The organism is Acidimicrobiia bacterium (genome assembly GCA_009694375.1).
In the GTDB taxonomy this organism is placed as follows: Bacteria; Actinomycetota; Acidimicrobiia; order Acidimicrobiales; family VFJN01; genus VFJN01.
Window position 1 is genome coordinate 43635 of sequence record SHVB01000010.1, and the last position, 20806, is coordinate 64440.

Annotated in this window: 25 protein-coding genes; 19 read left to right on the forward strand and 6 right to left on the reverse strand. The window is 65.3% G+C overall.

Annotation, left to right across the window (positions count from 1 at the left end; genetic code table 11):
* Positions 1–2 precede the first annotated feature (2 nt).
* Complete coding sequence (locus EXQ71_07870) at positions 3–992, reverse strand: class E sortase (protein ID MSO87422.1); 990 nt, start codon at positions 990–992, stop codon at positions 3–5.
* Here EXQ71_07870 and ccmA point away from each other — a divergent pair.
* The 9 genes from ccmA to EXQ71_07915 all read left to right on the forward strand — a co-directional run bounded on the left by ccmA (position 979) and on the right by EXQ71_07915 (position 7461).
* Entirely contained in the window at positions 979–1659 is a 681-nt protein-coding gene (ccmA, locus tag EXQ71_07875; protein ID MSO87423.1) for a heme ABC exporter ATP-binding protein CcmA, read from the forward strand. The two genes, EXQ71_07870 and ccmA, sit on opposite strands and share 14 nt — an antisense overlap.
* Positions 1649–2317, forward strand: coding sequence for a hypothetical protein (locus EXQ71_07880; protein MSO87424.1), 669 nt, complete (start codon positions 1649–1651; stop codon positions 2315–2317). Before ccmA ends, EXQ71_07880 begins: the two co-directional genes overlap by 11 nt.
* A complete protein-coding gene (locus EXQ71_07885; GenBank protein ID MSO87425.1) occupies positions 2314–3087 on the forward strand; it encodes a cytochrome C biogenesis protein in 774 nt (257 codons plus the stop codon). The genes EXQ71_07880 and EXQ71_07885 overlap by 4 nt, the downstream gene beginning before the upstream one ends.
* On the forward strand, positions 3087–3230 hold the full coding sequence (locus tag EXQ71_07890; GenBank protein ID MSO87426.1) for a heme exporter protein CcmD: 144 nt from the start codon (positions 3087–3089) through the stop codon (positions 3228–3230). Before EXQ71_07885 ends, EXQ71_07890 begins: the two co-directional genes overlap by 1 nt.
* 74 nt (positions 3231–3304) lie before the next feature.
* Positions 3305–3724 carry a cytochrome c maturation protein CcmE gene (locus EXQ71_07895; protein ID MSO87427.1) on the forward strand — a complete coding sequence of 140 codons (420 nt, stop codon included), beginning with the start codon at positions 3305–3307 and terminating at the stop codon, positions 3722–3724.
* A complete protein-coding gene (locus EXQ71_07900; GenBank protein ID MSO87428.1) occupies positions 3721–5700 on the forward strand; it encodes a heme lyase CcmF/NrfE family subunit in 1980 nt (659 codons plus the stop codon). The genes EXQ71_07895 and EXQ71_07900 overlap by 4 nt, the downstream gene beginning before the upstream one ends.
* Positions 5697–6293, forward strand: coding sequence for a TlpA family protein disulfide reductase (locus EXQ71_07905; protein MSO87429.1), 597 nt, complete (start codon positions 5697–5699; stop codon positions 6291–6293). Before EXQ71_07900 ends, EXQ71_07905 begins: the two co-directional genes overlap by 4 nt.
* Before the next feature lie 59 nt (positions 6294–6352).
* Complete coding sequence (locus EXQ71_07910; GenBank protein ID MSO87430.1) at positions 6353–6763, forward strand: cytochrome c-type biogenesis protein CcmH; 411 nt, start codon at positions 6353–6355, stop codon at positions 6761–6763.
* Positions 6760–7461, forward strand: coding sequence for a hypothetical protein (locus EXQ71_07915; GenBank protein MSO87431.1), 702 nt, complete (start codon positions 6760–6762; stop codon positions 7459–7461). Before EXQ71_07910 ends, EXQ71_07915 begins: the two co-directional genes overlap by 4 nt.
* Positions 7462–7468: 7 nt before the next feature.
* On the opposite strand, the gene EXQ71_07920 is transcribed toward EXQ71_07915, so the two are convergent.
* Genes EXQ71_07920 through EXQ71_07930 form a run of 3 tightly spaced genes read right to left on the reverse strand, consistent with a single transcriptional unit; the run spans position 7469 to position 9866 of the window.
* Positions 7469–7933: a hypothetical protein gene (locus EXQ71_07920; protein ID MSO87432.1), complete on the reverse strand. Its 465-nt coding sequence runs from the start codon at positions 7931–7933 to the stop codon at positions 7469–7471.
* Between the two features lie 42 nt (positions 7934–7975).
* On the reverse strand, positions 7976–9073 hold the full coding sequence (locus tag EXQ71_07925) for a cysteine desulfurase (protein ID MSO87433.1): 1098 nt from the start codon (positions 9071–9073) through the stop codon (positions 7976–7978).
* Positions 9074–9083: 10 nt separating this feature from the next.
* Complete coding sequence (locus EXQ71_07930) at positions 9084–9866, reverse strand: hypothetical protein (protein ID MSO87434.1); 783 nt, start codon at positions 9864–9866, stop codon at positions 9084–9086.
* 59 nt (positions 9867–9925) lie between these two features.
* Here EXQ71_07930 and EXQ71_07935 point away from each other — a divergent pair, with 59 nt between their 5' ends.
* From EXQ71_07935 to EXQ71_07965, 7 genes are all read left to right on the forward strand, one after another.
* Positions 9926–11068: an iron-sulfur cluster carrier protein ApbC gene (locus EXQ71_07935; GenBank protein ID MSO87435.1), complete on the forward strand. Its 1143-nt coding sequence runs from the start codon at positions 9926–9928 to the stop codon at positions 11066–11068.
* 118 nt (positions 11069–11186) lie between these two features.
* Entirely contained in the window at positions 11187–11891 is a 705-nt protein-coding gene (locus EXQ71_07940; GenBank protein ID MSO87436.1) for an oxidoreductase, read from the forward strand.
* Entirely contained in the window at positions 11888–12541 is a 654-nt protein-coding gene (locus tag EXQ71_07945; GenBank protein ID MSO87437.1) for a formate dehydrogenase, read from the forward strand. Before EXQ71_07940 ends, EXQ71_07945 begins: the two co-directional genes overlap by 4 nt.
* A 37-nt stretch (positions 12542–12578) precedes the next feature.
* Positions 12579–12809 carry a DUF3107 domain-containing protein gene (locus EXQ71_07950; GenBank protein ID MSO87438.1) on the forward strand — a complete coding sequence of 77 codons (231 nt, stop codon included), beginning with the start codon at positions 12579–12581 and terminating at the stop codon, positions 12807–12809.
* Between the two features lie 42 nt (positions 12810–12851).
* Positions 12852–13787, forward strand: coding sequence for an anion-transporting ATPase (locus EXQ71_07955; GenBank protein ID MSO87439.1), 936 nt, complete (start codon positions 12852–12854; stop codon positions 13785–13787).
* A gap of 2 nt (positions 13788–13789) precedes the next feature.
* Entirely contained in the window at positions 13790–14965 is a 1176-nt protein-coding gene (locus EXQ71_07960; GenBank protein MSO87440.1) for an ArsA family ATPase, read from the forward strand.
* A gap of 364 nt (positions 14966–15329) precedes the next feature.
* Complete coding sequence (locus EXQ71_07965; protein ID MSO87441.1) at positions 15330–16817, forward strand: ATPase; 1488 nt, start codon at positions 15330–15332, stop codon at positions 16815–16817.
* Positions 16818–16891: 74 nt separating this feature from the next.
* Here the strand turns inward: EXQ71_07965 and EXQ71_07970 are convergent, their stop codons facing one another.
* Positions 16892–17158, reverse strand: a complete 267-nt coding sequence (locus tag EXQ71_07970; protein MSO87442.1) for a WhiB family transcriptional regulator — start codon at positions 17156–17158, stop codon at positions 16892–16894.
* A gap of 195 nt (positions 17159–17353) precedes the next feature.
* Between EXQ71_07970 and EXQ71_07975 the strand changes: the two genes are divergently transcribed.
* Complete coding sequence (locus EXQ71_07975) at positions 17354–18040, forward strand: glycerophosphodiester phosphodiesterase (GenBank protein MSO87443.1); 687 nt, start codon at positions 17354–17356, stop codon at positions 18038–18040.
* Here EXQ71_07975 and EXQ71_07980 read toward each other — a convergent pair.
* Complete coding sequence (locus EXQ71_07980; GenBank protein MSO87444.1) at positions 18033–19007, reverse strand: diacylglycerol kinase family lipid kinase; 975 nt, start codon at positions 19005–19007, stop codon at positions 18033–18035. The two genes, EXQ71_07975 and EXQ71_07980, sit on opposite strands and share 8 nt — an antisense overlap.
* A 26-nt stretch (positions 19008–19033) precedes the next feature.
* Between EXQ71_07980 and EXQ71_07985 the strand changes: the two genes are divergently transcribed.
* Positions 19034–19810 (forward strand): electron transfer flavoprotein beta subunit/FixA family protein, encoded by a 777-nt coding sequence (locus EXQ71_07985; protein ID MSO87445.1) that lies wholly within the window; start codon positions 19034–19036, stop codon positions 19808–19810.
* A gap of 29 nt (positions 19811–19839) precedes the next feature.
* Positions 19840–20799: an electron transfer flavoprotein subunit alpha/FixB family protein gene (locus tag EXQ71_07990; protein MSO87446.1), complete on the forward strand. Its 960-nt coding sequence runs from the start codon at positions 19840–19842 to the stop codon at positions 20797–20799.
* Positions 20800–20806: the final 7 nt, after the last annotated feature.

Below are 20806 nucleotides of genomic sequence, written 5' to 3' on the forward strand. Positions count from 1 at the left end.
GGTTAGAAGTTCGACGGCAACAGCCGGCTGAACTCCTCGAAGAAGAAGAAGAGTGCGATCAAGAAGAACGGCAGTCCGATCCCGTAGGCGATCCAGGGCCGCCAGTGACGGGCCAGGATCCAGGCCACCAACCAGATGTCCAAGGCCATCAGGCCGAGCAGGACCGCGGGTAGGACCGGCCCGCCTTCGCCGTCGATGCTGTCCAGGTCGGCTGGCATTGCGGTGGCGTCAAGATCGAAGCGGGGAGGAAGAGCGGTGACCTCGGGGGCGAGTTTGGCCACCACCACGATGCGTTGGCGGGCGCTGTATTTTGGATGGCACGCGGTGAGGGTGAGGCGGTTGTCGCCGAAGTCTCGGAGCACCTCTACCTGTGAGGGCGAGACGATCTGGTTGCCGTTCCCATCGCCCTCTTCGTCGCTCACGAGGTAGCGGAATTTCCCCTGCGGCGTCGTGATCAGGATCTCGTCGCCGGGGGCGAGTTCGTCGATGCGATTGAAGGGCGCCCCGTAGGTGGTGCGGTGTCCCGCAATGGCAGAGTTGCCCGTCTGGCCCGGCAGGGGTGACGCGGGATAGAGGCCCGGGCCCTTTTTGAGGTCGGAGAGCGACACCCCCTCAACCACGATGTTATCCACCCCAATCTTTGGGATCTCGATCTGGGCGGTCGGTTCGCCGGAAGCAGCTCGTTTGGTCGGTGGAACCGTCGTGGGGGAAGCCGGGTCGGAAGGGACAGTGGTGGTGCTGGCGGCGGTCTCGAGGATGGTGTTGAAGTCTTGTTGCAGTTCGTCCTGCGCCTGCGCCGTTTGGATACCCGTGCCCCAGAGTTGGTAGGTCACGAACAGCAGGATGAGGACCCCGGCGCTGATGCAAATCCGCCCGAAGGCACCGAGAAACTTGGCCAATCGCATGGACCGGAATCTAGTGGTAACCCTGGCTGTATTGGTGGCGCCCTTGAGCCGTCCGTAGGGTTGAGGGATCCCGATGGAATCCGTCATCCACCTGCGTGGCGCCGTGACGGTCCTGGGCCGCTTCCCCGCTCTGGCCGGGATCGACCTGGAGGTTGCGGCTGGAGAAATCGTGTTGCTGCGCGGCTCGAATGGGGCCGGCAAGACTACCGTGCTGCGTCTCTGCGCCGGGTTGTTGCCGGTCACTCGAGGTGAGGCCATCGTGCTCGGTCACGATCTAGCGGACCGCCGGGGGGGCCGGGACCTGCACCGCCGGGTGGGTCTACTCGGTCATGCCACCGGCCTCTACGACGAGCTGACCGTGGCGGACAACGTGCGTTTCTGGGGCCGGGCGGCGGGCGCGGCGGCGGGGGACATCGATGCCGCACTAGTGGCGTGTGGGCTCGTCGGGGCTCTCGCTGATCGACCGGTGGCCCGTTTGTCGGCTGGGCAACGGCGGCGCACCGCGCTGGCCTGTCTGGTGAGTCGGCGCCCGGAACTGTGGTTGCTCGATGAACCCCACGCCGGGCTGGATCAGGACGGTCGCGACCTCTTTGATGGTCTGGTCGGCACCGCCGCGGCCTCAGGGGCCACTGTGGTCTTGTCGTCCCACGAATTGGAGCGGGCGGAGGCGTTGGCCGACCGGGTAGTGACGATTGTTGCCGGCACCACCGACGTCTCGGTAGTCGCAGGAGAGGAGTCCTTCCTTGTTCCGTGACGCCGCGCTGATGGCGGGAAAAGATCTCCGAATCGAGTGGCGCTCCCGTGTCACCACCCAGCAGATCCTGCCGTTCGCCGTGCTGGTCATCTTGTTGTTCGGGATGGCCCTCGACCCCGACCGGGGGATCTTGGCCCGGGCCAGTTCGGGCCTGTTCTGGATCGCCGTGTTGTTCTGCTCGCTGCTAGCCATCCAGCGCGCCTTCACCATTGAGGCCGCCGACGGGGGCCGGGACGCGCTGCGGTTATCGGGTCTCGATCCGGCCGGCGTGTTCTTGGGCAAGGCAGCGGCGATCGCCGTGCAACTCATTGCGCTGGAAATCGTTCTCGCCATTGGGGTCGTGATCATTTATGGTGCCCGGATCACGGGGTTCCCGCTCCTGTTGGCCACGTGTCTGGCCGCCACCGCGGGACTGGCGGCGGCTGGCACGCTGTACGGCGTGCTGGCTGCTGGTCTTCGCGTCCGCGAAACGTTGCTCCCGATTCTGCTCCTCCCGGTCTTGGCACCGGTGCTTATCGCCGCCACTCGGGCCTTTGAGGCGGCGCTGGGGGGCGTGGCGGTCGAGGGCTGGCCGTGGTGTGGATTGCTGGCCATGTTCGCGCTGCTCTATTTGATCTTCGGCACCCTTGCCTTCGGCACCCTGTTGGAGGAGTCATGACCACCCCGTCGGATGCTTCTGCCCTGCGCGCCACCACCGGCTCACGCGCCACCCGCCTGTTAGGAATCCTCACGCTGGCCGGCATGGGCCTGTTGGTGTGGTGTGCCTTTTGGTGGAGCCCACCCGATGTGGCCCAGAAGGATGCTGTCCGGCTGTTGTATGTGCACGTGCCCACCGCCATCGTGGCCTTCACGGGGTGTTTGATCACGACGGTGGCATCGGCCATGTGGTTGCGTCGCAAGAGCGAGGGATGGTGGCTGCTCGGGCTGGCGTCCGCGGAGGTGGCCTTGGTGTTCACCGCCGTCTGCCTTCTCACCGGCGCGATCTGGGGGCGCATTACCTGGGGCACGTACTGGGATTGGGACCCTCGCATCACCTCCACCACCATGCTGTTCATCCTTTTGGTGGGCTATTTGGCATTGCGCCGCATCGATGGTGAGTCCGGAGATGCGGCACAGCGCGGCGGGCGCAGCGCGGTGGTGGGGCTGTTGTTGTTTCCGAACGTGTTGATCGTGCACTTCTCGGTTGATTGGTGGCGTTCGTTGCACCAGACCGCCACCATCACCCGGCTCGACCCCACCATCGAGGGCGCGATGCTCTTTACCTTGATGCTCGGTATCGTGGTGTTTTCGATGTTCTTTGTCTGGCTCTTGATGCACCGCTTCCGCTTGGCTTGGTTGGACGAGCGCGTCGGGGCGTTGGGCCTCGACGATGCCATCCGGGCCCGTCGAGCCGAAGCGCACCCGCCCACTCCCGAAGGGAAGAGCTAATGCTGGCCTTCACCTACGCTGGGTACCTGGCGGCGGGTTGGGGCATCTCGCTGGCCGTGTTGGGCGGGTACGCCTGGATCACGGTGCGCCGCGGGCGGGCTCGGGCGGCCCTGGTGCCAGCCGAGGAGCGTCGGTGGAGCTGAGTCCACGCCCGTCGACAACGCCGGGGGCACCCGGGGGGACGCGCCGCCGCAAGCCCTGGGTGTACGGCGTGCTGATGCTGGTGGCCGTGGGTTTGGGCGTGGTCGTGTACCAGGGTCTGAACAGCGCCTCGCTCTACTTTTACAACGCTGATGAAGCGGTGGAACAGCGCCAGGACCTCAGTGGTCGGCGATTCCGGTTACAGGGCACTGTGCAGGAGGGAACCGTCGCCACCACTGGCGATGGCGTCACGTTCACGGTGGCCTACAACGGGGTTGATGTTCGTGTCCGGCACCAGGGCGCTCCCCCCGAACTTTTTCAACCCGGCATCCCCGTGGTGCTCGAAGGCCGCTGGGCGGCGGCGGGCGGAGAGTTCGATAGCGATGTGATCAGGGTGAAGCACTCGGAGCAATACGTGGCCGATAACGGTGAGCGCCTCGCCGACGCCGATGACGGCCAGAGCGGCGACGTCCGCCCTAGCCCCCGCATTCCGTGAACGCGGCGCTCGGCACTGCCGGCATCGTGTTGGGGTTCGCGGCATCCTGCCTCGGCGTGGTGACGCTGGCCGTTGGCCTGCGGCAGAAGCGACCGCGGCTTCTCGAAACCGGCTGGACTTACAGCCTCTTGGCGTTACTGGGCGCCATTGTCGCCGTCGTAGCGATGCAACGGGCTCTCATCACCCGCGATTTCTCCATGGGGTTCGTCCACGACCACGGTTCGTCTCGCACGCCGGCCCTGTTCAACGTGGCCACGATGTGGTCGGCGCTCGAGGGTTCGATTCTCCTGTGGGTGGCGATCCTCACCGGGTACACCGTGCATGTGGCGCGGAAGTTTCGGGCCCGTCTGACCGACCCACTGGTGGGGATGGCCCTGCTGGTGATGCTGGTGGTCTGTGCTTTCTTTTTTCTTCTAATCCTCGGGCCCGCCAACCCCTTCACCACGGTGTCGGCCTTACCCGGTTTCGATGGTCCGGGTCCGAATCCGCTGCTGCAGGAGCACATCCTGATGGCGATTCATCCGCCGATGCTCTACCTGGGATACGTGGGGTTCACGGTGCCGTTTGCCTTTGCCATCGCGGCACTGGCCACGGGTCGTCTCGGTGAAGGTTGGCTGTTGGAAACCAGGCGGGCCACTCTCACCGCCTGGGGGTTTCTCACCATCGGGATCATTCTCGGTGCGTGGTGGAGTTACGAAGTCCTTGGTTGGGGTGGCTATTGGGGCTGGGACCCGGTGGAGAACGCCTCGTTGCTGCCGTGGCTCACCGGTACCGCCTATCTGCATTCGGTGCTGGTGCAGGAACGTCGCGGCATGCTGCGGGTCTGGAACCTTTCCCTGCTCTGCGCCACCTTCAGCCTCACGATCCTTGGCACGTTCCTCACCCGTTCCGGGGTACTCGAGTCGGTGCATGCCTTTAGCGACAGCGACATTGGGGTCTGGCTCCTGTCGTTCTTCGCCCTCACCGTGGCGGTCACCCTCGGCCTCATCGGCTGGCGGGGCGACCAGTTGCGCTCGCCCGGGCAGATCGATTCTCCCCTCTCGCGCGAGAGTGCCTTTCTCGTCAACAACGTGTTGTTTGCCGCCTTCGCCTTTGTAGTACTGCTGGGCACGGTGTTCCCGTTGATTGCCGAGGCGGTCAACGGGCGCGGGGTGGCGGTCGGACCGCCGTACTTCAATAGGATGACCGTACCGATCGGTCTGGCCTTGCTATTCATGATGGCCGTCGCCCCGGTGCTGCCGTGGCGGAAGGCCTCCACCGAGTTGCTCTCCAAGCGATTGTTCTTCCCGGCCTGGGCGGCGGCCATCACCGCGGTGGTAGCCGTGGCCCTGGGCACCCGAGGTTTTGGCACGGTGGCCACTTTCGCGTTGGGTGCGTTTGCCGGTGGGGCCGCGCTCCGGCAGGTGGTTCTCGCTACTCGCCGGCAAGGTTGGCGGGGCTTCGTAGGTCGCGCCAACGGGGGGATGATCGTGCACCTTGGGGTGGTGATTATCGCCGTGGCGATCGCCACCAACGGTCACTTCCTGCGCGAGGTCGAGACTTCTTTCGAGCCGGGGCAGACGCTGACGGTGGGGGGTCATGAGATCACCTACCTACGCACCGTCGTGGTGGAGGAACGCAACCGAACGGCCACCAAGGTGAGCGTGCAGATCGATGGCGACCAGATCTACGAGCCGGCCCTTTCGCGTTACCCCGGGTTTGGTTCCCTGATCGGCACGCCGTCGGTGAAGACGGGCCTGCGCGAAGACGTGTACATCACCGTGACCCGACTTCCTGAGGGTGCCGACGGTCCCGTGGTGCTCCGGGTGATTATTCAACCGATGGCCCTCTGGCTTTGGATTGGCGGCGGGGTAATGCTGTTGGGCACGATCTTGGCGGCGTGGCCAGGCCGTCGTCGGCGACCAACCGATCCGGTGTCGGCGCTGATTCCTCTCGACGGTCCGGTTTCGGTGGCCCCGGGGCGAGGGACGGAGTGAGCGTCGCGGGCGCTGAGCCTGATCGTTCCGATGATCTCCCTGGCTCGGTTCGGGACGGGCGGCCGATGGTGATCGTGGCGGTGGTGTTGGCCGTGGTGGTGGCGTTGTTGATTGCCGTGCTGGCCACTCGTTCCCCCAGTGGGGAACGCAGTCGGCAGAGTCCGCTCCTGGGTCGGCCCGCCCCAGCCATTGTGGGCACCACCCTGGCCGGGGACGGCTTCGATCTGGCTGCGTACCGGGGCCGCTGGGTGGTGGTGAACTTCTTCGCCACCTGGTGCATTCCCTGCGTGCAGGAGCACCCGGAACTGGCCAAGTTCCAGGCCCGTCATGCCAGCACCGGCGACGCCGCCTTGGTGAGTGTCTTGTTCGACAACACCGCCGATGAGGCGCAGGTGTTTTTTACCGAGAACGGCGGTGACTGGCCGGTGGTGGTCGATGAGGCGGGCGCGGTAGGGGTGGACTACGGCGTGGCCCGCGTACCCGAATCGTTCCTGGTGGCGCCCAACGGCATCGTGGCTCAGCGCCTCGTAGGCGGGGTTACCGCCGCCGAAGTCGACGACCTCATCGCCCAGTACGAGGGGGCTCCGGAGTGACTGCACTGGTTCGGCATCCACGCTTTCGACGGTGGGGGTGGATCGTCATTGCCGCCCTGATGCTCGTTTCGTTGGGGCGCGCCACGCTGGAGGCTGGTCCGCCCCGCACCACGGCGGAACAGGTCCGGGTCATCGGCGCCACCCTTAAGTGCCCCACCTGTCGCAGCCAGTCGGTGGCGGGCTCGGATGCTGCCGCAGCCAAAGCGATCCGCAACGAGATCACCCAACGGGTGGAGGCGGGGGAGTCGGGCGATGAAATCCGCCGGGCCATCTCAGCCACCTACGACGATGTGCAACTGATCCCCCCGGCGAGTGGGTTCGAGGGGTTGGTGTGGATCCTCCCAGTGTTCGTCCTCGTGCTAGCTCTCGCCGGTGTCGCCACCGGGGTGGCGCGCTGGCAGAGCGCCACCACGCGGCACGCGACCGAAGCCGATCGGGCTCTGGTGCACAAAGCCTTGGACAAGCGATGAGCGACTTGGAGGACCAGCGGGAGTTCCTGTTGCGCTCGTTGGAGGATCTCGAACGCGAACATGACGCCGGCGACATCGAAGAGCAGGACTACGGCGTGCTCAAGGACGACTACACCGCCCGGGCGGCAGCGGTCTTGCGGGCGATCGAGCAGGGTGGGGTGCGGGCACCGGTATCAGCGCGGCGCCGCCGGTCGTGGGTGGCGGTGGGGGGAGTGGTGCTTTTCGCTCTGCTGGCGGCGGTCTTGGTGGCGCAGGGTTCGGGTCGTCGCGATGCCGGCGACACGCTGACCGGGGGTATCCGCCAGTCCAGTACGGAGAAACTCAACGAGGCGGGTCGGCGGGGCAGCGAGGGGGACTACCCGGGCGGGATCGCCCTCTACGACGAGGTACTCGTGGCCGACCCCGATAATCGCGAAGCTCTTACCTACCGGGGCTGGTTCCTCTTCTTGTCGGGGGAGCGCGCCGAGGGTCTGACCCAACTGTTGGAAGTGGCTACCGCGCAGGGCGACTACCCCGACGTGCACGCCTTCCTGGCGGTGGTGTTCGACCGGAATGGGCTGAGTGCGGAGGCACTGCAGGAACTCCGTTTGCTCGACGGACTCGACGCTCCGGCGTACATTCGCGACATCGTTGCCCCCTTGCGCGACCGGCTCGAAGCCGCCGCGTCGAGTACCACCACTGTCGCCGGTGGCGGCTGAATCACCCTTAGGCGGGCGGGGGTAGGTAGTGACCCTTGGTGATTCGGTTGGCATCCCAGGCCAGGACCCAGGTGGACGCTTTTTGCCACCGGAGGTCGTCTTTGAGTTTCAGACCCTGCACCAGGAGGGCATCGAGGACATCGGGGATCACGTCACCGTGGCTGCAGAAGGCCGCGTTCGTATTTCGCAGGCCGTTCGCCGCCGCTAAGGCTCCCGCCGCTCCCGCCCCTTCGGTGAGGCAAGCCTCGCTCCGCACCGGCAGATCGAGGCGTTGGGCTAGGGGCTCGAGGGTTCGCTCGCAGCGGAGAAAGGGACTGGCGAGCAAAACGGTGATGCCACTGTGGGCGAACTGCCTGGCCAGAGCAGTGGCCTGGCGCTGTCCTCGGGGGGACAGCGGTCGCTGCTCGTCGGCTCCGTCGTGATCGCGGCGATGACCAGCGTCGGCATGGCGTATCAGGTAGAGCTTGCCCATTCCGCCGGGAGGATAGTCGCGTGCCTGATCGACTCGGCAAGCTCAACGCAAGCTGCGCAGGGCCTCCAGGATGGGCGGGAGGGCATCGATGGCGGCGGTGACGTCGGCCTCGGTGGTGTTCCATCCCACCGATAGCCGGAGGCTGCGGTGCGCGTCTAGCCCCATGGCTTCCAGTACCGGGGAGGGCTCGAGAGCCTCCGAAGAGCAGGCGCTGCCGGAGTGGGCGGCCACCCCGGCGCGATCGAGGCCAAGAATGACCGCCTGTGGCTCGATGCCGTCGATGCCAAGACACACGAGGTGGGGGAGCCGATTGATGGGATCTCCATAGCGATGCACGCCGATCATGGTGTCGGCGGCCGCCGCGATGCGCTCGGTGAGGCGGCGTTGCTCGGCGCTCTCGGTGTCGGTGTTCACGGCGGCGGCGGCGGCCCCGAACCCGGCGATGGACGACACCGACTCGAGTCCGGCGCGCCGGGCCCGTTCCTGCTCGCCACCGAGGAGGAGGGGTCGCACTCGCAGGCCGCGGCGCACCAGCAGGGCGCCCACCCCGGCGGGCCCACCGAACTTGTGGGCCGACACGGACAGCAGATCGGCGCCGAGGTCGTCGAAGGTGATGGTGTCGTGGCCGATGGCTTGGGCCGCATCAACGTGCACGAGGACACCCCGAGATTGGCATCGGGCCACGACTTCAGCCACTGGCTGCGTGGTGCCAACCTCGTGGTTTCCCCACTGGACATGCACCACGGCGGTGTCCGGGCGAAGGGCGTTGAGCACTTCGTCGGGATCGATGCGACCGTGGTGATCGGTGCCCACCAGTGTCACCTCGCCGTTGGCCGCCGCCCCGAGTCGTACTGCGGAGTGCTCCACGGCCGCCAGCACCTGGTGACTACCCCGCTCGGCTGCCCCCCAGCAGGCCGCCGCGATTGCCTCGGTAGCCCCACTGGTGAACACAATCGAACGGGGGCGGGTGCCGAGGAGGTCGGCTACCTGCTCACGGGCGGTTTCTACCGTCACCCGGGCTTCAAGGCCTTCGGCATAGATGCGTCCGGGGTCGCCCGCCTGGCCCAACCACTTGGTCATCAAGGCGAGCGCCTCGGGGCGCAAGGGCGAGGTCGACGCGTGGTCGAGGTAGTGCCGCATTACGGGTCGCTCAGCCGATGATGGACGTGATGCAGCGATCGTCGCCCATGGGACGGCTTTGGGTCGTGGCGGTGTCGGCTTGGCCGTAGAGGGCGCCGAGCATGCCGCGCACCAGGCCCCGGTCTACCGCGCAGATCACCGGGTGCTCAATGGCAGCATCCCCGAAGGGACAGTGGTCCGACACGATGCGTAGCCCGTCGCCGTGACGTTCGGCATGGGCGGCGAACCCGTGGGCGGTGAGGGCGTCGGCTACCGCGTGAAGGGCGGTGCGGAACGATTTCTGGGCTGCTCCGGTGGAGGCCGCATCAGCCAGAGCCGCCGCACCCGGCCCGCCCATGGCCTCGGCCATCGCCTGTCCGTATTTCACCCCTACCTCCTCAGCCATCGCCTCGGCGGTGCCGTCGGGCAGCAGGGAGAGGGCGTTGCCGAGCAGGGTGACGAGGAGGTCGTCGTGGCGCACGGGGAGTTCGAGGGTCATCTCGGGAGACGACACCCGGTAGTGCTTTGAGGGACGACCGGCACCGGCGCCGCTGCGCCCGATGGAAACGTCGATGTAGCCGCCGCCGGCCAGTTTGTCGAGGTGATGGCGGGCGACGTTGGGGTGGAGTTCGAACCGTTCGGCCACGGCGGCGGTGGTGACGCCGACCGGGTCGGTGTGGCCCTCGGCGACTTCGCTGCGCTCATGCACGAACAGGTAAATTTCTCGGCGAGTGGGGTCGCCAAAGGCTGAGGTGATGGCCGTAACGGCCGAGGAGAACTCTCTCGGAGTGAGCGGTTGGGGGACTACGGACATCGCCCAGTATTGTACCGAAGGCTGAAGTGGATTTCCCCTGAACTTGGAGCGATTGCCTTATGTCCATCACCGTCGATGCTGTTATCGCCGCCCTTCGTCCCGTCGAGGACCCCGAACTACATCGTTCGATCGTTGATCTCGACATGGTCCGCAATGTGGAAGTGGATGGCGATTCGGTGGCCTTGGAGGTCACTCTCACGATCGCCGGGTGTCCGCTGCGTAACGAGATTCAGAGCCGCGTCACCGCGGCCCTCGAGGGCATCGGGGTGGTCACCGTGACGCTCGAGTTCGGTGTGATGACCGACGAGCAGCGCGCGGCGGTGCGCGAGAAGTTGCAGGGTGACCCCGCGGCGTCGGCGGGCAGCCAGCCTTCCCATGGCCACGCCGAAGGCCGCGCCATCCCCTTCGCCGATCCCTCGAGCACCACCCGCGTGATGCTCATCGCATCGGGAAAGGGCGGGGTGGGCAAGTCCACCGTTACCACCAACCTGTCGGTGGCCCTGGCGCAGCGAGGCAAGAGCGTGGCGGTGATCGATGCCGACGTGTGGGGCTTCTCCATCCCGCGCATGTTGGGGGTAGAGCATCCTCCCGCGGTCATCGATTCGATGCTCGTACCGCCCACCGGGGCGGGTGGAGTGCGCTGTATCTCGATGGGGTTCTTCGCCAAGGAAGACCAGCCGGTCATCTGGCGGGGCCCGATGCTCCACAAGGCCCTGGAGCAGTTTCTCACCGATGTGTTCTGGGATGAACCCGACTATCTCCTGGTGGATCTGCCCCCCGGCACCGGCGATATCTCACTTTCGCTGGCCCAGTTCCTGCCGCGCGCCGAGGTCTATGTCGTGACCACACCGCAGCCGGCCGCCCAGCGGGTGGCCCAGCGGGCCGGTTTTATGGCCCAGAAGGTGAACCTCGAAATCAAGGGTGTGATCGAGAACATGAGTTGGTTCACCGGCGATGATGGCAAGCGTTATGAACTGTTTGGAGCGGGGGGAGGCGACGAGTTGGCCGACCGGCTCGCCGTGCCGCTGCTCGGGCAGATTCCCTTGGTCACCGAGCTGCGGGCCGGCGGCGACTCTGGGCACCCGATCGTGCTGACCGATCCGGCCAGCGATGCGGCCCAGGCGTTTACCCTCGTTGCGGAGCGCGTGGAGCTCGATCTCGCTCCTACCCGGCGCTACCACCGGGAGTTGAAACTGCTCTAGGGCGAACCCAAGGCCCCGAACGGGCGCGAGCGTTTGATTCCCGCGGGTGGGGCGTAACCTTGGGGCTATGGAGCCGATCGTGCCCGACCCACCTGTGTTCCCCGTGGAGGATCGTCCGGTGGGGCGACGGGTAGTGCTGGGGATGCTCGGTCTGGGGGGTCTCGGAGTCTTGTTTGGAGCCAAGGTGCAGTCCGGTATGGGTGCCTTTCTGAGTCCACTCACACGGAATGACCGAACGGGCCTGACGTCGTTGCTGCCCTCTAGCGATCGCTTCCGCATCTACTCGGTCACCGACTCGATGCCCTCCCGCACGGATGCGCAGTACCGTCTCGTGGTTGATGGGGCGGTGGATCAGCCATTGGAACTCGACCTAGCCGACTTACGCGATCGCCTCCCCCAGACCAACCTCACCCGCGATTTTCAATGTGTCACGGGTTGGCGGGTGGCCGACGTGCCCTGGCGGGGGGTGAAGTTGGCCGATCTGCTGGCCGCCGTCGGGGTGGCGCCGGATGCCACCCACGTGAGGTTCTATTCGTTCGACGGGGTCTACACCGAGACGCTCACCCTCGAGCAGGCCCAGCGTGATGATGTGCTCGTCGCCCACGAGATGCTCGGCGGACCCGTGACGCAGCCCCACGGTGGTCCGGTGCGTCTCTATGTGGCTCCGATGTATGGCTACAAGTCGCTGAAATGGCTGGATCGCATCGAGGTGGTTCGGGCGCTCGATGCCCCTACGGATCCGGGGTACTGGGAAAATCTTGGGTACGACACGGATGCCTGGGTGGGGGAGTCCAACGGGCTGAGCGACGCCCCCACCGCATGAAAACTGCGGCGCAGGACGCCAACGAGGTGGTGCGCTTCGACCGGGTCGAGCGTTGGTTGCACTGGAGTAACGCGAGTCTCTTTCTCGTTTTGTTGGCCACGGGCATGACGCTCTACATCCCGGCGCTGTCGAGCCTGGTGGGACGGCGGGTGCTTCTGAAAGACATTCACGTGATTAGTGGTCTCCTGTTGCCGCTACCTCTGCTGGCGGCCTATGCGGGTTCGTGGCGGGGTGGTCTGCGCCGGGATGTGCGGCGACTCTCCCGCTGGTCGGTGGAAGATCGCCGCTGGCTCACCAGCGGGGGGCGACGCGGCCACGCCACCATGGGCAAGTTCAACGCGGGTCAAAAGCTCAACGCCATTTTTGTGGCGGGGTGTATCCCGCTGCTGTTCGTCACCGGTTCCATCATGAAGTGGTTCAACCCCTTCCCACTGGCGTGGCGAACCGGGGCGACCTTTGTGCACGACTGGTTGGCCATTGCCCTTGTCGCGGTCATCACCGTGCACATCCTCAAGGCGCTGTCCGATCCGGTGGCTCTGCGGGCCATGCGCCGCGGCACTGTTCCTCGGGCCGTGGTGGTGCGGCATCACCCCCGGTGGGCGGCCGAAGTTGGGGCCGAGGGACAAGGCGGCACGGAGTCGAGCCAATGACCGGTAGATTGACCCCCGCCCCTACCGAGGAGATTATGTGGACGTCCGCATCGGCCTGACCCAGACCCCGAAAGAGCTTGAGGTGCAGTTGGACGACGACGCCGATGCCGGCGCTCTCAAGAAGCAGGTCGAGCAGGCCCTCGCCGATGGCTCCACGCTATGGCTGACCGACCGCCGAGGCCGTCAGGTTGGCGTACCGGCCGAGAAGCTGGCCTATGTAGAGATCGGTAGCCCGAAGGACGATCGCCGCATCGGTTTCGGCGGCTGATCCTCTCCTAGTGGGGGAGACGGCAACGGAGTTGCGCTCGTCATGACCGTGGAACTCCTTGACCGCAAGTTGCTGTTTGTCACCGGTAAGGGTGGGGTGGGTAAGACCACGATCGCCGCCTCCTTAGCGGTACTGGCGGCGCAGCAGGGCCGACGCACGTTGGTGGGGGAGGTGGATGCCAAAGGCAACCTGGCCGACTTCTTTGAGATCGGCCCCACCCGGTTCAAAGAGCGGGAGGTATCCCGCAACCTGTGGGCGATGTCGATGAACACGGAGGATTCGCTCAAGGAGTATTTGAATCTGCAACTGAAGATTCCGTTGGTGGCGCGTCTGGGGCCACTAGCCCGCACGTTTGATTTCGTGGCCAATGCCGCCCCGGGTGTGAAGGAGATTCTCACCATCGGGAAGTTCGTGTGGGAGGTGCGCGAGCGCCACTACGACCTCGTGGTCGTGGATGCGTCGGCCACGGGGCACATCGTTGGTCAACTGGCCGCGCCCCAGTCGATCCAAGAACTGGTGCAGGTGGGTCTGGTGCGGGATCAGACGGATTGGATGCTCGACATTCTTGGTGATCCAACGAAGACCGGCGCGGTGATCGTGGCGGCCCCCGAGGAGATGCCGGTGAACGAGACCCTCGAACTCGTCACCCGGCTTCGCGCTGAGACGGTGGTGGATCTCGCGGCAGTGGTGGCGAATCGCGTGCTCCCCGAGTTGTTTACCCGTCGCGAAGAGAACATCTTCGATGCTCTGCCGGTGGCGACGCTGACCAAAGCGATCGGTGGTCCGGTGCAGCCTCTGCTCGATGGGGCCCAGTTGGCGGTAACTCTTCGCCGCACGCGCGGCGTGCACCTGGCGCGGCTGCGCCAGGAGTTGCCCCCCGAGGTTCCCTTGCTCTTCGTGCCGTACCTGTTCCAACGCAGTCACGGTGCCCGCGCCACCCGTCAGGTTGCCGAGCATCTGAACGAAGAGTTGACCTAGCCATGCCCGCCCCCAAGCGCCCCGCCGCCAGCACGCGTTCGATCGAGCAGTTGTTGGCGGCCAAGGAGATCGTGATTCACTGCGGTTCGGGAGGGGTGGGCAAGACCACCACGGCGGCGGCGGTGGCCGCGATGGCGGCGGTCCATCACGGTGGCAAGGTGCTCGTCCTCACCGTCGACCCCGCTCGCCGACTGGCCAATGCCCTGGGTCTGGAGGCATTTGGTAACAACGAGACGCAGGTACCGCCGGCGGCGTTTACGAAGGCCGGGGTGGAGGCACGCGGCGAGTTGTGGGTGGCGATGCTCGACACGAAACAAAGTTGGGATGATCTCGTCACTCGTCACGCCCCCGACCCGGAAACACGGGAGGCCATCCTCGCCAATCCGCTCTACAAGAACATCACGGGTCGCTTTGTGCAGAGTCACGATTACATCGCCATGGAGCGGCTCTATGAGATTCACGCCTCGGGGACCTACGACCTAATTGTGGTCGACACGCCTCCCACCCGAAACGCCATCGACTTTCTTGAGGCGCCGGAACGCATGGCCGACTTTTTTTCGAGCCGGCTTCTGCGTTGGCTCACCGTGCCGGCCCGTAGCCGGGTGTTCTCGTTGGCCTCCCGGCCGTTCTATTCGGTGGCAGACCGCGTGCTGGGGTCGAAGTTTCTGGAAGACATTGCCGAGTTCTTCCTTCTGTTCCAGTCCATGTACGACGGTTTTGTGGAACGAGCGACGGCGGTGAACCACACGCTGGGAGACAAACGCACCACCTTCGTGGTGGTGTCTACGTTGGAGGCGGCGCCCGTACGCGAAGCCGAGTTCTTCATCGAGGCTCTCGATCAGCGGGGCTTGCACCTGGGGGCGGTTGTGCTCAATAAGGTGCTGCCGTCGTGGTTTCTCGAAGAGGGCACCACGGCGTCGGCGCGGGCAATGGTTTCTCGATCCGAATCGTTGGCCGAGGCGCTGCCGGCATCGGCTGGATCACCGGAGTTGGTGGCCCGAGTGCTGCGGGAGGTTGGAGAGAGTTTTCTCAACTTTCAGGTGGTGGCCAAGCGGGAAGAGGACACTCGGGCCGATCTCTCCTCCGCTCCGGAGGTGGTAGCCACCGTGCCCTATTTTGATCGCGACATCACCGACCTCGCCGGGTTGTTGGAACTCGGCGAACAACTCTGGCGCTAAGGCATCCTGGGGGCATTGAGAGTCCGTCGGGTTGACCGGTTCAAGCTGTAGGGTTTCGCTGGGCACCAAGTGGCTGGAAAGCACCACTATGAGGCTGTTTCGATCCAAAAATTCTGGCGAGCACCAGGTTGTCGACCTTCGGACCGCGGTAGCGGCGCCCTCAGTGCCCGCATGGGGATCGCCGTCGGCCTGTCCGTATTGTGGCGGTCGGGGCTACCTCGATCACATCGATCTGTTCGACGAAATCATGTACCTTCACTGCACCGCCTGTGGGGAAAAGTTTGTCCTTACCCGGGCCCAAACTGACGCCGCCCGCCCGAGCGCATAAGGGGCGGGCTGGTCAATCCCGTAACCTGGGGAAGTTATGGCATCGCTGACCGAGCTTGCTCGCTTCCACACTTCTCTTGACGGCCGCGACGTCAACCATCTCCAGCGGCTCGTCGCCGTCTGGGGTCTGTTGGCCGACTTCTGTTTCGCCGATCTGCTGCTGTTCGCTCCCACCGTGGATTCCGAGGATGCCGAGCGCTTTCTCGTGTTGTCCCAGGTGCGGCCGTCCACCTCGCAGACGGTCTACCGGGCCGACTGGATCGGGACGACCGTGGACGAGCAAGAGCGCCCGTTGGTATCGCGAGCGTTTCGCATCGGCGAGATCATTGATGGCGAGGCCACCATCGCGGCGTTGAAGGAACGGGTGCGCGTGTTGTGTATTCCGGTCCGTCATCGCGGCAAGGTCATCGCTGTGCTCACGCGTGAGTCCGCCCCCTCCTTTGGCCGGCAGCCAGGGGAACTTGAGCGCACCTACGTCGACATTTTCAACCGCTTTGCCCGGATGATCTCGGCGGGCGACTTCCCCTTTGATGCCCAGGACTCCGAGACGGAGGAGGCGCCCCGGGTGGGCGACGGCGTGATCCTGCTCGATGCCGCCGGCCGGGTGGAGTACACCTCACCCAACGGTGTGTCGGCACTGCACCGGGTTGGGGTGCATGCCAACGCTGAAGGTCTGCGGTTCGGTGAACTGGGCCTTGATGACAGCCTCGTGCGGACGGCGTTCTCCATCGCCGCCCCAGTGACCGAGGAGTTGGAGGGAAGCGCCGATGTGTCGGTGCTGATCCGCTGCATTCCACTGATCGACCACGGGGTGGTCTCGGGTGCGGTTGTCCTCACCCGGGATGTGTCCGAACTGCGGCGGCGAGACCGCCTGTTGCTGTCCAAGGATGCCACTATCCGGGAAATCCACCACCGGGTGAAGAACAACCTGCAGACCATCTCATCGCTCCTGCGGCTCCAGGGCCGCCGATTTTCTTCCCCCGAAGCCAAAGAAGCCATTGAGGAGTCCGTTCGGCGCATCCGGGCCATTGCCTTGGTGCACGAAACGTTGTCGCGTGAGGCCGGCGACGATGTGGCCTTTGTAGAGATCGTTCGACCCCTTCTGCGCATGGTGGAGGAGGGGATGTCCTCGGAGGACCGCCCGGTGGTATTGCGGGTGGAGGGCGACGCAGGCTTCCTCCCCGCGGCGGTGGCCACCCCGTTAGCGGTCGTACTCAACGAGTTGCTGCAAAATGCGATCGACCATGCTTTTCCGGCCGGTCTAGATCTGCAAGTGGACCCGGGGGTTGCGATTGTGGGCCTGCACCGAGAGGGCGATCGGCTGACTGTCACCGTGGTCGACGACGGCGTTGGGGTGCCCGCCAACTTCGATCTCACCGCCGTGACCGGGCTTGGCCTGTCGATCGTGCGCACTTTGGTCACTTCGGAACTCATGGGGACCATCGCCATCGAGCGGGGGGCGGGGGGCGGGAACCGCCCCGGCACCGTCATCCGCCTCGATCTTCCCGCCTCGTTGCCCGAGTGATGCCGCTACGCGAAGCGACCTCCCGCTGGACAGGAGGTCGACGACGAAACGCACCCGAGGGGGTGCGGGGGGAACTAGGCGGTGCGGCGCTGGCGGGCGACGTACTGCTTGCGCAACTGGCGCCGCTCCTCTTCAGAGGTGCCGCCCCACACGCCGGAGTCCTGGTTGGTGGCGAGGGCGTACTCGAGGCATTGCACCTCTGCATGACATTCCCGGCAGACGGCCTTGGCGCTTTCGATCTGCTCGATGGCCGGGCCGGTGGTGCCGACCGGGAAGAACAGGTCGGGGTCGGTGTCGCGGCAAGAAGCGACGTCGCGCCAGTCCTCCCGCTCAACGGTGATTGGTAGGGGACGGTACTGGGCGAGGGCCACGACATACTCCGGGCGTCAAATGGTCACGACGAGTTCGTGACGAGTTTCACATGCCGCCACGCTGAGGGACTCAGTCCTAGTGCATGTTCGGCTGCGTTGGACATCTTATCCTCAGTGCGCTAACGCTTGCAAGCACTTTTTGTCGAGTCGAAGGTGACATTTGGCATGCTCGTGATCGCTCATCGTGGGGCATCCACGGATTTTCCTGAGAATACCCTGCTGGCCTTCGAGGGTGCCGTGGCCCAGGGGGCCGATGGTGTCGAGTTGGACGTCCGTCGCACCCGTGATGGGGCCCTCGTGGTGAGCCACGACGACACCCTTGCTGACGGTCGCGTGTTGGTGGACACCGACATGGCCGATCTCCCCGAATGGCTCCCCGGTTTTACCAGCGCCCTCCGCACCTGCCGCCCACTGACGGTGGTGAACACGGAAATCAAAAACGGGCCGGACGATAAGGATTTCGACGTCAGCGAGCAGTTGGCGGCGGCCGTGGTGGCCGAATTGACGGCGCGGGGCGAACTCGACGACGGCCGTCACCTCATCTCCTCCTTTCATCTTCCTACGGTGGATCGGGTGCATGCGTTGGCGCCTCAGTTGGCCACGGCCTGGTTGGTTACTCTCGTAGAGGATCCGGGTGCGCTCATCGACATGGCAGCGAGGCGCGGCCATGTGGCTATCCACCCTTACCACGTGTTCGTATCGAAAACCTTTGTGGCTCAGGCGCACGCAGCCGGCTTGGCGGTGAACACCTGGACGTGCGACGAACCAGACCGCATCAAATGGTTGGCTGATCTTGGGGTAGATGCGGTGGTCACCAACGTGCCCGCCATCGCGCGTCAGGCCCTCAGCTAGGGAGGACCAGCCGGAGGATGTTGGGTTCGTGGCTGATCTCGAGCAATTCGGTTTCGCCGAGGTAATCGCCGTCGACCTGGTAGGGGAAAGGCCCGTAGCCCGTCACGGTGAGGCGGGCGAGGTCGCTGCGGTAGTCCGTCCAACGTGACGTGCGCAGGTGCCGGCCTTGGCCGAGGGCGGAGCCGATGATGCGCAGGGTGCGGCCGAAGGCGAGGGTGCGCAGGGTGACTACGGCCAGCCCGCGCTCCAGGGTGGTTTCAGGGGCCAGATTGAGGGGCCGATTGCCGAGGTAGGTGTAGGGGTTCGTGTTGAGACAGATCGACAGGTACCCATCGTCCACCACCGTCCCGTCCTCGTAACGCACGGAAAAGCGCGGGCGGCTGCGGTCGTAGTGGCGTATCCAGGTGTCGAATCCGGCAAAGATAAACAGCGGATGACCGGCGTAGCGCTTGAGTCCAGACCGCCTCTCCACCTGGGCCACCGCCGCCGCGTCGAAGCCCATACCCACATGGAAGAGGAAGTAGCGGCCGTTTACCGTGCCCAGCCCGACGCGCTTGATGCGCCCGGCGTCGAGGGCGTCGAGGAGGTCGCTGGTGGCCTCGATGGGGTCGTTGGGCAGGCCGATGGTGCGGGCGAACACATTGGTGGACCCCCCGGGAAGCGCCGCCAGGGCACAGGGGGTGCCGGCGAGTCCGTTGGCGGCCTCATTGAGGGTGCCATCGCCACCGAGTACGACCACCACATCGGCGCCCGCCGCCGCCGCCCCCTGGGCGAGGCGGGTGGCATGGCCGCGCCTACTGGTCTCGGCGAGGGTGACGGCGTGATCGGCGGAGAGGGCCTTTTGGATGACGACCCGGCGCCGGGCGGTGACCGAGGACGCCGCCGAGTTGACCAACAGGAGCACGCGCATCACAACCCTGAACCTACCCGCCCCGCCTGTGGGCGATGACGCCTCGGTTGGAAGCATCGTGGGGCAACGTGCCACGATGCGGTATGCACGTTGTCGTCTGTGTGAAACAGATCCCCGACCCCGCCGAGCCGGGCAAACTCGAAGGTGACCTCACGCTGGATCGCAGCGGGAAACTCATCCTCGACGAGTCCGATAGCTACGGCGTCGAAATGGCCCTGCAGCTGGTGGACAAAGCCGGTGGAGGGGAAGTGACCTTGGTCTCCATGGCTCCCAACAACGAGAACAGTGGTCTTCGTACCGCCCTCGCCATGGGGGCCGCCAAGGCGATTCTCATTTCTGATCCGGTTCTTTCCGGTGCCGGTGCCCTCGACACCGCCAAGGTTCTCGCCGCCGCGATCAAGTCCGCCGAGCCCGATCTTGTGCTGGCGGCCACCGAATCGAGTGATGGCTACACCGGAACCGTTCCCGAGCAGATCGCCGCACTATTGGGCCTGCCTTCGATCACCTTCGCCAAGGAGGTGCACATCGACGGCCAGAGCGTGAATGTGCGCCGCCAGACCGAAGACGGGTACGACGAGGTCACCTGCTCGCTTCCCGCGGTGGTGTCGGTGACCGCTGGGGTGGTGGAGCCTCGCTACCCCTCCTTCAAGGGGATCATGGCCGCTAAATCCAAGCCGGTCGAAGAGCAAACAGTGGTCGGATTGGGTCTCGATCCGGCTCGGGTGGGAGCGGCGGGGGCCGGCCAGGAAATCGTGGCCGTGGAAGACGCCCCCGTGCGCGAGGCGGGCGAAATCATCGTGGACGACGGCGAAGCATTTACGAACATTGTCAGTTTCCTGGATGGCCTCAAGGTCATCTGAGGCCCGGATTTCGAGGAGAGAGAACGCACATGGCTCTGAAGAGCATTTGGGTGTACGCCGAAGCCACCAACGGCAACATCACACCCCTCAGTCTGGAACTTTTGGCCAAGGCTCGCACGCTTGGTGGTGCCGTGGAGGTTGTCTACGGCGGTGCCGATGCGGAGTCCGTGGCCAGCGAGGTGGGGGCTCATGGTGCCACCAAGATCCACAGCACCGGCGACCTCGCGGCTTCTCTGCCGGGCGTTCCGGTGGCCTCGGCTATTGCCAAGGCCGTGGCGGATGGCAACGGCCCGGATTTGATCATGTTCGGCACCACCTACGACGGTCGCGACATTGCTGCTCGTTTGTCCGTGGCGTTGGATCAGCCCGTGATCACCAACAACATCGACATCGAACTAGACGGTGATGTCGTCGTGGTCACCGAACCGATTTTCGGTGGCATGAAACTGGTGAAGACGAAGTTCACGGCCGCGGGGCCGCATATCGCCTTGTTCCGTCCCAAGTCCTTTGTGGCCGAAGAGGCGGGGGGTGCCCCCGCCGAGGTGGTCTCCTTGGAGGTCACCGACGCTGGTACGGCCAAGGTCACCAATCGACATGTGGAAGAGGCCACCGGCCCGAAGCTTGATGAAGCGGCCATTGTGGTATCGGGCGGTCGTGGACTGGGCGAGAAGGACAACTACGAGTTGATCGAGACGCTGGCCAAGCTGTTGAAGGCGGCGCCGGGCGCCTCTCGGGCGATCGTGGATGCCGGCTGGGTTCCCTACAGCTATCAGGTGGGCCAGACCGGCAAGGTCGTCAAGCCCACGGTCTACATCGCGGCCGGCATCTCGGGAGCCACGCAGCACCTCGTGGGTATGAAGGGCTCGAAGAACATCATCGCGATCAACAAGGACCCTGAGGCCCCGATCTTCTCGGTGGCCGATCTGGGGATCGTGGGCGACGTCCACAAGGTGTTGCCCAAGCTCATCGAGGCTCTGCAGGCGCGCTGAGCCTCTC